Origin of the sequence: Stieleria sedimenti (genome assembly GCF_025060895.1) — a bacterium.
Taxonomy (GTDB): Bacteria; Planctomycetota; Planctomycetia; order Pirellulales; family Pirellulaceae; genus Stieleria; species Stieleria sedimenti.
On sequence record NZ_JANZKV010000145.1, the window covers coordinates 4,601 to 15,733 of the forward strand.

Here is an 11,133-nt window from a genome sequence, read left to right on the forward strand (position 1 = left end):
CGCGAGCCGTCCGGTCGCGAGAGGACCGGAGGGTTCGCGCCCTGCCGCTAACATCACGTCAAACAGTCGTCAGAACACGTCACGCGAACTCACGATCGGCCTGCTTGCGAAACCCGTTCAACTGGATCGTTCCGTCTCGGTGGATCTCCATCGTCGAGTAACCATTGCTCTCCTCTCCGGAACCTTCCACCATGGCCACCAGCGTGCAGTAGTGGATGCCATGGATCTCTTTCAAGTCATTTTGGTGACTGTGACCTTGGAAAACGGCCAGCACGTTTCCCGACGCCTCGAGAATCTTGCGAACGTCAGCGTTGTTCTTCACGCCGTGATTGTTGCTGACGTCCAAACGCTGGTGGGCAAAGATGATCGTTCGATTATCGGTACCCGCCAGATCCGCCGCCAACCAATCCAATTCCTCTTGCGGAACATTCGCGTCGGTCCATTGAAAATTCTTTCGGCCGTAGGGCTGACCATCACCGCGAAAACAAGAATCCAGGACCACGAAATGAAACCCCTCGCGATCGAAGGAGTAATATGACTTTGCTTGCCCCACACCGCCGAGGAACTCTTCTTTCTTGAGCGTGTCGACGCAGTGATTGCCTAACACATAGTGCCGATCGTCACAGATCGCCGAGAACTCTTGATTGATGGTCGTCAGATAACGCTGCTCGGTCTCGACGGTCTCTGCCGCATCGATCAGATCGCCGAGTTCGACCAGGCAATCGACGCCCTGGCGTTGAAATTCGGCAGCGGCTTCGGCAAGTTTGCCACGTGTTTCCCGGTAGTGCCGGGTGCCGGCGGCAGGCTTGTCGGCGTAGTGCAAATCGGTGACCAGCCCGATACGAAGGCGGGCGGTTTCATCCGCAGCCGACGCGGCAGCGACCGGGAGCGTTGCAGCCCCGAGCAACAGGGTTCCGTTTCGAAGCAGCGCCCTGCGGCCGAGTCGTTCGGTGGTCGGTGCGGCGGGGGAATGTGAATCAGTCATCGGTTCTCCGTCTTTTTTTCAATGAATACTAGTGCTTTGTTCCATTTCAATGTTCGGGTCGATGAGAGATTCGCGAAAAGGGGTCAGACCCCAATAGCCGGAACGGCCCGAAGGGTGCTTCGCACTATTGGGGTCTGACCCCTTTTCGCTGGCCAACCCTAATTGCAAATTGGAACAAAGCACTAGCCGCTGGCGCCCCTCGTTCCCAGGCTCCGCCTCGCAGAGACGCACCCCGACGTGAGGCAGAGCCTCACCGACCTGCCTCAGGCAATAATTCCAGCACAGAAAAAATCGCCCGATGATCCGACGCGACGGCCTCCTCCAGAACGCGGGTTTCCATGACTCGCCATCGGTTCTGGGGACGATACAAAATGAAATCGATCTGGCGGGCGGGACGTGCGACGGGAATGGTTGGTAGGGGCTGCTCGTTGACGCTGGTCCAGCGAGTCGCCAACCGCGTCAGCGTTCGGCTTCCGGCAACGTCATTCAAGTCACCCAACAACAACGCCGGCTGGTCGGGTCGATCCGAGATCATCTGCTCGATCGCTTGGGCCGACGCGAACCGTTCCTGGTCCTCGCGGCGATGATCAAAGTGGGTCGCCAACATCACAATCGGCGTCGCCGCGGAGGGCACTTGAATCTCGGTCTCGATCACGCCCCGTTGTTCACCATCATCGATGTTGGGCAACCGATGATGATGATGGCGAACGATCGGAAATCGAGACAGCACCGCGTTTCCATAATGACCGCCCTGCAGCGGGATGTTGCCACCAAACACGACGTTCATCTTCGTCAGACGCGCCAACTCGGCCGGTTGGTCGACCGATCGGCTGCGGCTGGCGTTTTGATCGACTTCTTGCAACGCGACCAGGTCAGGCTTGACGGACAAGATCACTTGAGCGATTCGCTCCAGATCGAGTTTCCCGTCGACACCTTCACCGTGGTGAATGTTGTAGCTGAGCAGTCGCAACCGCAGCGGTTCGTCCGCACGGGCGACGGTGGTCGCCCACAGTGCCGCGCAAACGGCAATCAGAATCATTCTGGTTTTGAGCATCTTACTGAGTCAGGGAAAGGTGTATTAGCGGGGGGCACGATGCGTGTGTGCCTCGTTGCATTCACTTGTGCGAGCAAAGGCAAAACGGAGGGGGGCAAAACGATGCTGTGGAAAGAAAGGCAGAATGATCCCAGACCCGGTTCGAAGCGAGGTTGGCCGCACGAATTCACCCCATCATTCTGCCACCCCATCATTCTGCCACCCCATCGTCTTGCCCCTCTTTCCGAACTCTCTGGCCCCCTTCGCCGACATCAGAAGTCCGTCTCGGCTTTGTCCAGAATCAGTTCTTTGATCCAGACGTTGCGATAGCGCACATCATGGCCTTCGCATTGCAGTTTCAGGCCTTGGGGCGTGTCGGTGATCCCAAACCCGTTGTCGTTCCCGCCGTCGACGCCCGAATTCGGTCCGCCCCAGACTTTGTTGATCGTTTGGTTGACGTGAACTTTCTTGCCGTTGAAGTACATCGTCACCATCGGCTTTTCGACCAGTTTGCCGTCCTGGAAACGGGCGGCACGAAAGACCAAGTCATACGCGTTCCATTTTCCGACACCGTTGTAGGCGTGGTACGGCGATTCGGTTTCATTGATCACCGCCCCCATGCCATGCTTGGACTTGTCGCCGTCCAGAACTTGAATTTCGAACCGGTTTTGCAGATAAACGCCGCTGTTGCCGCCGGGCTTCATAATCAGAAACTCGATGTGCAAACGGAAATCCCGATACGGCTTCTTCGTCACGATGTCGGCCGTGCCATACTTGCCTCCATCGGCGGCCCGATCGTCGGTCATCACGCAGCTGCCGCCGTCGACGGGGTCCTCGACAATCTTCCACTTGATCGGCAACGACGAACTGAAACGCGGCCCTTCCCAATAGGTCCATTTTTCGTCCAACATTTCGCGAGTCCCGTCGAGAATGACCTCCGCACCCTCGATCGGCTCGGCGCCGACGCCGACATGATCCGCAGGAGCCGCGGCGGAAGTGGTCACAGCGACCAAGGAAGCGGACAGGAAAAGTAGGGCATGGATTGTTTTCATGGCAGCGCGTTGGGTGGGGTCGGTGGGCGTGCAATAGCGAGGGCGCGTCATTCTACTCCGTTCCGCCCGGCGGCACATCGATTTTGCGTTCTTCTCGCCCAGCCATTAGACTTTGCCCTGGATTTTCCGGCTCTCGTTCTTAGCCATGTCCCCAACCGGTAGAACCGTCCGATGAATCGCTTCTGTGTCGTGTTTACCTGTGTCACCTGTTTCTCAAGCCTGCTCATCTCGGCCGCCGACGTCACAGCCGGGGACTGGTCACAGTTCCGCGGACCGCAGGCGGACGGCGTGGCGTCGTCGGATGACTATCCGACCGAATGGAGCGACACCGAAAACGTTCGTTGGTCCGTCGCCTTGCCACAACCCGATCGATTGCCTCGACGCGAAAACGGGCGAGACGGTCTGGCAGGAACGCAACAAGGCCGCATTCTGGGGCTCCGTTGCTGTGGCCGGCCAGACCGCGTATGCAACCGATCAATCCGGGACCACGATCGTGTTTCGCCTTTCGCCGGACGAGTTCACGCCGATCGCCGAGTGTCCGCTGAACGATTCCAGCAACGCGACTCCAGCGCTCGCCGGTGGAAGGATCTACTTGAGGACGAACCGGAAACTGTGGTGTGTGGAGTGATGCCGGAACCGAATCGCAAGCTGGAAGCTTACGCCACTTCGACCGGGGCGATTGCCGATGTCCGATGACGGGAACGTCAGCCGTTGGATCGATGAAGTCAAAGCCGGCGATTCGGTCGCCGCGGCCGAACTGTGGCACCACTACTACGATCGCCTGATTCGAAACGTCCGCAATCATCTTCGCGGACAAAACCGGGCCGTGGCCGATGAAGAAGACGTGGTCGTCAGCGTCTTTGAAAGTTTCTATCGGGCAGCCGAGCAGGGCCGATTTCCCGAGATGTCCGATCGCGACGACTTGTGGCGGTTGTTGTTAAAGATGTCGGCGCGAAAAGTCATCGACAAACGCCGCCGGGACCGCCGACAACGCCGGGGCGGCGGCCAACGAACACTCTCGCTGGCCGGACGACCGGGCGACGACGACGCCCTGATCGAGGTGATCGGCGACGAACCGACGCCGGAAATGGTGCTGACGTTGACCGAATCCGTCGAGAAGCTTCTCTCCCATCTGGGTGACGGGCAACTGCGAGACATCGCGGTCGGAAAAATGGAAGGCCTTTCCAACGCAGAACTCGCCAAACGATTGAGATGCTCTGAACGCACGATCGAACGACGACTGCACCTCATCCGGGAAACCTGCCAGCAAGAACTGATGGACGCCGACCAGTAATGGTCAAAACATTTGATGGTCAAAAAATGGAACGCGACCCTGCCTTCCGGCAACGCGCATGCCCCATTTTTTGACCAACCCATTTTTTGACCAGCCCATTTTTCGACCAACCCGTCATCGGACCAGTTCCGACACCCGTCGCCCGGTTATACACGTCCATGTTCCGAAGCGATTATCATGTCAGATTGTTCGGCGCTCCCGTCGATGCACGCAATCCGACAAGTGACGGTGATAACGTGATGAGCTCACACGAGAAGCCCGGTTTACGACCATCACCTTCGCCACGATGCAGCGTCATCGCCTGCTTGCTCGCCGTGCTGGTCGTGATCAGCGGCAACGCCGCTGCCGTCGACTTCGCGAAGGACATCGAACCGATCTTTCACGAGCATTGCATCGACTGCCACGGACCCGACGAACAAAACAGCCAGTTTCGGCTGGACCGTTTGGCGGTTTTACTTGCCGGTGGCAACTCCGGCGAACCGGCGGTTGTCCCGGGCGATCCAGGTGCCAGCTATTTGCTGCGTTTGGTCAAGCACGACGAGCCCGGTTGGGAGATGCCACCCGATGGTGAGCTGTCGCCGGATGAAATCGAATCGATCGAACAATGGATCCGCGGCGGCGCGTCGACTCCGACACGTTACGGACCGGCAAAGGAAAAAGTGGAGCTGAACCATTGGTCATTTCAGCCGATCCGGCGTCCTGCTCCGGATGTCCGAAACAGCGACGGAATCGACACCTTGATTCGACGCAAGCTAGCCGAGAATGGTCTGCAGCCGTCACCGATCGCCGAACGCCGCGTCTTGATTCGCCGACTTTACCTGGTGATGGCGGGTCTGCCGCCGACACCGGAGCAAATGGACGCGTTCGTCCGAGACGATCGCCACGACGCCTGGCAGCGACTCGTCGAAACGGTTCTTGCCAGTCCACATTACGGACAGCGCTGGGCCAGCCATTGGTTGGACTTGGTCCGGTTCGGCGAGACCAACGGTTTTGAAACCAATCGCGAACGGCCGAACGCCTGGCACTATCGCGACTGGGTGATCGATTCGCTCAACCGAGACAAACCGTATGACGACTTCATCCGCCAGCAGATCGCCGGTGATGCATTAGGGGCCGACATCGGCACCGGATTCCTGGTCGCCGGGCCACACGACATCGTCAAGGGCCAAGACCCCAAACTCGGTTTGGTTCAACGGATGAACGAACTGGACGACATGATCAACACGACCGGGACCGCCTTTTTAGGCTTAACGACCGGCTGTGCCCGTTGTCACAACCATAAATTTGATCCGATCAGCCAACGTGATTACTACGCCATGCAAGCCGTGTTTGCCGGGGTGCGGCATGGTGAACGAAGCTTGCCACCGACAAAGGAACGGGCACAGCAACTCGCCGAGACCGACGCCGAGATCGCCGAACTGACGGATAAACTGCAGCCTTACGTTGCTCGGGACACCACCGCGGCGATTGCGATCGATGAATCGGATGCGCAGCCCGTTTTCCAACCCGCCGGGACCGCAGCGAAACAAGGTCGCAACGAAGCCGACTTCGGCGGCAAACATTACACCTGGTGGAAAGCTCGTCCGGGCGAAGAAACGGTCGTGTACCAGCCACATGCCAGCGGTCTGCATCGCGTCTGGCTCAGCTGGGGCTCGGGCTACGCCACCCACTGCTCCGACGCGCGATACGTGTTGCGTTCGGCGACGGGCGACCGCGAAATTTGCTCCGTCAATCAACAACGGCTGGCCGGCGGATCCGGCGAGGTCGATGGAGTGGCCAGGTGGAGTGGCTTCTACGATGCCGGGGTTCATGAGTTTGCGCCGGACGACCGGCTCGTGCTGATTGCCGGAGACAGCGGCAGTGCCCTGACGGCGGATGTCGTCGTGCTGCAACCCGAACCAGAAACCGAAGGTAAACGCCCCCCGCTGCCGCCGACGCGGCGTGCGGCCGTCAATTCCGTCAGGAACGAAGAACGTTTCGCCCCGCGTCTGGCACGCTTTGTGCGATTTGTGATCGAACAAACCTCGGGCTCCCAAGCCTGCGTCGATGAATTGGAGATTTACGCCGGCGACCAGAACGTCGCACTGGCAAGTAGCGGTGCCAAGGCGAGTTCCTCCGGCGATTTCCAACACCCGCTGCACAAGCTCCAACACATCAACGACGGGCGCTACGGGAATGCCCGCAGCTGGATCGTCGACTCCGTTGCCGGCGGCTGGGTGCAAATCGAACTCGCCGAACCGACCGAGATCGATCGCATCGTGTGGGGACGTGACCGCGAGCAAACGTACTCTGATCGCCTCACCACGGCCTATCACATCGACGTCGCAAACGAGCCCGGCAACTGGGCACGCGTGGCATCCTCTGCCGATCGCCTGCCGCACGGTGAACCGCAGCCCGAGGACGCACAGTATCGATTCGACAACGTCTCGTCAGCCGAAGCACAGCGAGCCAAAGGCTGGCTGAATCGACTCAAGCTGGCCCGCCAACGACGGGACACACTTGAAACGTCGCCCCAAGTCTACGCAGGAACATTTTCGCAACCCGGTCAAACCTATCGGCTGTATCGTGGCGAACCCGATGCCCGTCGCGAACCCGTCGGCCCGGATACGATTGAAGTGTTCGGATCGCTGAAGCTGGATCAGGACGCACCGGAACAATCGCGCCGACTTGCCCTGGCCGACTGGATCGCAAGTGCCGACAACCCGCTCACCCCCCGGGTCATCGTCAACCGGCTGTGGCAGTTCCATTTTGGCACAGGGATCGTCGACACGCCCAGCGACTTCGGGCACAACGGCACACGGCCCAGCCATCCCGAGTTGCTGGATTATCTGGCTGGCGAATTGATCGATCATGATTGGTCGCTCAAGCACATCCATCGATTGATTTTGAATTCCCAGACCTGGCGACAGAGCAATCGACCGCGTGAGGACGCGTGGACCATCGATGCCGATTGCCGGCTGCTGTGGCGTTTCCCACCGCGTCGATGCGATGCCGAATCGATCCGCGATTCCATCCTGGCCGTCAGCGGTTCGCTTCGGCATGACGCCGCGGGCGGGCCCGGCTTTAGCGGCTTCGCGGTGCAGCTGGAAAATGTCCGGCACTACCATCCCAAGCAACAGTTTGGCCCCGAGGATTGGCGACGCATGATCTACATGACCAAGGTGCGTCAAGAACGGGACCAGGTGTTCGGCGTCTTTGATTGCCCGGATGCCAGCATGGTCGTGGCCCAACGCAGCCGTTCCACGACGCCGCTGCAAGCACTGAATTTGCTGAACAGCCGATTCGTCATGCAACAGGCCGAGCGCATGGCGGCGCGGTTGGAAAACGAAGCCGAGTCGCCGTCGGCACAAATCACCCGCGCCTGGCACCTTTGTTTCGGGCGACCGCCGACCGACGAAGAGTTGTCCGACAGCACCGCGTTCATTGCCCAAGAAGGATTGACACAATTCGCCCGTGCGTTGCTCAATGCCAATGAGTTTGTGTTGATTCCCTGAAACACTGCGTCCCCTACGCAAGCGAGAAGCTTACGCCACGATGAGATCATTTCTGGACCGACGACAGTTTCTCTCCCAGACCGCCGGCGGCTTGGGAGGCATCGCGTTGGCGAGTCTGTTGCAGCAGCACAACGCGTCGGCCGACGACCATCCGATCCGCCCCAAGATCGATCCGTCGCGTCCATTCGCCGCGCGGCCGACACACCATCGGCCGGCGGCCAAGAACGTGCTCGTCATCTTTTGTTCGGGAGCGTGCAGCCAGATCGACACGTTCGACTACAAACCCGAGCTGATCAAACGCCACGGCCAACCGATGCCCGGCGCCGAGGATTTGGTCACCTTCCAGGGCCAGCAGGGCATGCTGACGCAAAGCCCGTGGGAGTTCAAACCGCGTGGCCAATCCGGAAAAAGGGTGTCGCAACTCGTGCCACAGTTGGCCGAGTTGGCCGATGACATGTGCTTCATTCATTCGTTGACCGGCAAGACCAACACGCACGGCCCGGGCGAAAACTTCATGTCCACCGGCTACACGCTGGACGGATTCCCCAGCATGGGTGCCTGGACCACCTGGGCACTGGGAACCGAAAACGAGAATCTTCCCGCCTACGTCGCCATCGCCGATCCGCGCGGCACGCCACAGTCCAGCGTCAACAACTGGGGACCGGGTTTTCTGCCTGCGGCGTTCCAGGGCACCCAGTGGAGCGCGAACAAGCCGCTCAGTAATTTAGAGATCCCCGCTGGGACCAGCGGCAAAACGGATCGCGCGACTCGCCGTTTCTTGCAACGATTGAACGAGCGACACCTGCAGCAATTCCCGGACGATGAAGAACTGGCCGCGAGGATTTCCAGCTATGAACTCGCCGCCAAGATGCAGCTTTCCGTCCCCGAAGTGACCGATCTGTCGACCGAGTCGAAGTCGACGCTACGCGAGTACGGGGCCGACGATGCGGAAAACACGTTGAAAGCACAGTTCGCCAAGAACTGTATCCTGGCGCGACGGCTGCTCGAAAAAGGCGTCCGCTTCGTCCAATTGTTCAACGGCGCCTACCAGACCGGCGGCGAGGGCGTCAGCAATTGGGACGGCCACAAAAGGATTGAAGAGCAATACAGCAAGCACGGCCCGGTGCTCGACCAGCCCTGTGCCGCATTGCTCCGCGACTTGAAACGAAGAGGGCTATTGAAGGACACGCTGGTGGCCTGGACGACCGAGTTCGGCCGCATGCCGACGTTCCAAAAAGGCGCCAGCGGTCGCGACCACAATCCCGACGGATTCACTGCGTGGATGATGGGTGCCGGAGTCAAGGCGCCGTTCACGTACGGTGCGACCGATGAATTCGGTTACAAAGCCGTGGAGAACGTCACGACCGTGTACGATTTCCACGCCACGATTCTGCATCTGCTGGGGCTCGATCATCGCCGACTGACGTATTACCACAACGGATTCGAACGCCGCCTGACCGATGTGCATGGATCGGTGATTAGGCCGATTTTGGCGTAAACTCCGCTTCGCGGTCAAGGATTAAGAGTGGGGTAAGCTTCCAGCTTGCCGTCTCGTTTCACTCGTGAAACGCAAGCTGGAAGCTTACGCCACTTTCTTGCTGGCCGGATGACAAAGCACTAAGCTTCGCGCCGCGCGACGACGGCATCACTCAGGTCCTGCAACAGGAGCACACTTTCTTCCCAGCCGATGCACGCGTCGGTGATGCTCAGCCCCGGCACCAGGTCGCCGTCTGTCAGGCCTTGTTTGCCTTCCAAAAGATTGCTTTCGATCATCACGCCCATGATCCTCAGGTCGCCGTCACTGAGTTGGCTGCAGACATCGCGGCAGACATAACGTTGGCGTTTGGTGATCTTTCGGCTGTTGGCATGACTGCAATCGACCATGATGCGTGCCGGTAAACCCGCTTGGGTCAACAGCGCCGACGCCTCATCGATACTCGCCGCGTCGTAATTGGTGTGCAAACCGCCGCGCAGGATGATGTGGCAGTCGCTGTTTCCGGCGGTTGCGAAGATGGCGGACGTTCCTTCTTTCGTCACTGACAAGAAGTGGTGGGGTTGCCGAGCGCTGCAAATCGCGTCGACCGCGATTTGGACATTACCGGAGGTGCCGTTCTTGAACCCGACCGGACAAGACAAACCAGAGGCGAGTTCGCGATGCCCCTGGCTTTCCGTCGTCCGGGCTCCGATCGCCCCCCAGCCCACCAGGTCCGCGACGTATTGGGGGCTGATCAAATCCAAAAACTCGGTTCCGGTCGGCAGCCCCATCGCGTTGATGTCTCGCAACAATCCCCGAGCGGTGCGCAGGCCCCGATTGATCTGGAAGCTGTCGTCCAATCCGGGGTCGTTGATCAAGCCTTTCCAGCCGACGGTCGTACGCGGTTTTTCAAAGTACACACGCATCACGATCAGCAACTGCTCTCGATGCTTTTGTTGTTCGACGGCCAAACGCCGCGCGTATTCCAGTGCCGCATCGGGATCGTGAATCGAACAGGGGCCGATCACGACGACCAAGCGATCGTCCTCCTGAGCCAAGATTCGCTGGATGCCGGTCCGGGCCGCGTAAACCGTTTCAGCGATGGTCTCGTCCGCCGGAATCTCTGCCATCAATTCTTGCGGTGGCATCAGTTTCTTGATCGAACCGATGCGTAGATCATCAATGGCGAACGATTGAGTGTTTTGTGTCATCGAGCGACTGGGGCGTGTAATTTCAAGAATGTCTCGCGCGGTTCCAGGGGAGGCCGTCCACTACTGACGATAATCAAAAGCGGGGAACTCGGTAGTGAGAATTCTCGTCGGTTGGATGTGGAAGCGACGGGAGGAGGTGGGCTCGGGGATGCCGCGATCCTGTTTCCTCTTCCGTGATGAATGACGTTGGGGCAGGGCCCGGATCCGCACGATCGTCGTTTTTTCTCGGCGATGGAATCGTCGATGAGCACGAACCATGGTCCGACGGGCCGAAAGATCACGGGCCGAATGATCAGAGAAACAATGCCGACGCCACGCTGATCGAGGGCCAGCGGACGAGAGAATTGCACCCCAAGCCGGCCAAATCGTCAACCCCCGAAGCCTGCACCGATCTCCCGACGTTCCCCCTGCAGCGATTCCACCGTCACCCGGCTGGCGCCCCGAAGGCAACGCTGTGAAACATTTTTTAGCGGTATTGGGCGCGAGCCCAATATCGCTCAATCGACAAGGTTTTGACCAGCGCAGGGCCCGTAGGCTCGCGCCAAACGGCTGATCATCGTTTGATATCAGCCGGTTCGCGCCAGCGCGAG

General features: G+C 59.4%; 8 protein-coding genes. 4 read left to right on the plus strand and 4 right to left on the minus strand.

Translation table 11 applies throughout. The annotated features are described in order from the left end of the window. Nucleotides 1-79: 79 nt before the first annotated feature. The 3 genes from NZK35_RS18155 to NZK35_RS18165 form a co-directional block, all read right to left on the minus strand. Entirely contained in the window at nucleotides 80-985 is a 906-nt protein-coding gene (locus tag NZK35_RS18155; RefSeq protein ID WP_259633953.1) for a metallophosphoesterase family protein, read from the minus strand. A 250-nt stretch (nucleotides 986-1,235) separates the two neighbouring features. After that, nucleotides 1,236-2,039: an endonuclease/exonuclease/phosphatase family protein gene (locus NZK35_RS18160; protein WP_259633954.1), complete on the minus strand. Its 804-nt coding sequence runs from the start codon at nucleotides 2,037-2,039 to the stop codon at nucleotides 1,236-1,238. Nucleotides 2,040-2,290: 251 nt separating this feature from the next. Further along, nucleotides 2,291-3,070, minus strand: coding sequence for a 3-keto-disaccharide hydrolase (locus NZK35_RS18165; RefSeq protein ID WP_259633955.1), 780 nt, complete (start codon nucleotides 3,068-3,070; stop codon nucleotides 2,291-2,293). Nucleotides 3,071-3,241: 171 nt separating this feature from the next. Here NZK35_RS18165 and NZK35_RS18170 point away from each other — a divergent pair, with 171 nt between their 5' ends. The 4 genes from NZK35_RS18170 (at nucleotide 3,242) to NZK35_RS18185 (ending at nucleotide 9,356) form a co-directional block, all read left to right on the plus strand. After that, entirely contained in the window at nucleotides 3,242-3,766 is a 525-nt protein-coding gene (locus tag NZK35_RS18170) for a hypothetical protein (protein WP_259633956.1), read from the plus strand. Beyond that, entirely contained in the window at nucleotides 3,756-4,364 is a 609-nt protein-coding gene (locus tag NZK35_RS18175; RefSeq protein ID WP_259633957.1) for a sigma-70 family RNA polymerase sigma factor, read from the plus strand. The genes NZK35_RS18170 and NZK35_RS18175 overlap by 11 nt, the downstream gene beginning before the upstream one ends. Before the next feature lie 239 nt (nucleotides 4,365-4,603). After that, nucleotides 4,604-7,858 (plus strand): PSD1 and planctomycete cytochrome C domain-containing protein, encoded by a 3,255-nt coding sequence (locus NZK35_RS18180; protein WP_259633958.1) that lies wholly within the window; start codon nucleotides 4,604-4,606, stop codon nucleotides 7,856-7,858. A gap of 40 nt (nucleotides 7,859-7,898) precedes the next feature. Beyond that, complete coding sequence (locus NZK35_RS18185) at nucleotides 7,899-9,356, plus strand: DUF1501 domain-containing protein (RefSeq protein WP_259633959.1); 1,458 nt, start codon at nucleotides 7,899-7,901, stop codon at nucleotides 9,354-9,356. Between the two features lie 119 nt (nucleotides 9,357-9,475). Here the strand turns inward: NZK35_RS18185 and NZK35_RS18190 are convergent, their stop codons facing one another. After that, nucleotides 9,476-10,543, minus strand: a complete 1,068-nt coding sequence (locus NZK35_RS18190) for a 3-deoxy-7-phosphoheptulonate synthase (protein ID WP_259633960.1) — start codon at nucleotides 10,541-10,543, stop codon at nucleotides 9,476-9,478. Between the last annotated feature and the right edge of the window lie 590 nt (nucleotides 10,544-11,133).

What these genes read in the sequence shown, in the direction of transcription:
- NZK35_RS18160 (WP_259633954.1), bottom strand. Translation starts at nt 2,039, where the DNA reads ATGCTCAAAACCAGAATGATTCTGATTGCCGTTTGCGCGGCACTGTGG.
- NZK35_RS18185 (WP_259633959.1), top strand. Translation starts at nt 7,899, where the DNA reads ATGAGATCATTTCTGGACCGACGACAGTTTCTCTCCCAGACCGCCGGC.
- NZK35_RS18190 (WP_259633960.1), bottom strand. Translation starts at nt 10,543, where the DNA reads ATGACACAAAACACTCAATCGTTCGCCATTGATGATCTACGCATCGGT.
- NZK35_RS18175 (WP_259633957.1), top strand. Translation starts at nt 3,756, where the DNA reads ATGTCCGATGACGGGAACGTCAGCCGTTGGATCGATGAAGTCAAAGCC.
- NZK35_RS18170 (WP_259633956.1), top strand. Translation starts at nt 3,242, where the DNA reads ATGAATCGCTTCTGTGTCGTGTTTACCTGTGTCACCTGTTTCTCAAGC.
- NZK35_RS18180 (WP_259633958.1), top strand. Translation starts at nt 4,604, where the DNA reads ATGAGCTCACACGAGAAGCCCGGTTTACGACCATCACCTTCGCCACGA.
- NZK35_RS18155 (WP_259633953.1), bottom strand. Translation starts at nt 985, where the DNA reads ATGACTGATTCACATTCCCCCGCCGCACCGACCACCGAACGACTCGGC.
- NZK35_RS18165 (WP_259633955.1), bottom strand. Translation starts at nt 3,070, where the DNA reads ATGAAAACAATCCATGCCCTACTTTTCCTGTCCGCTTCCTTGGTCGCT.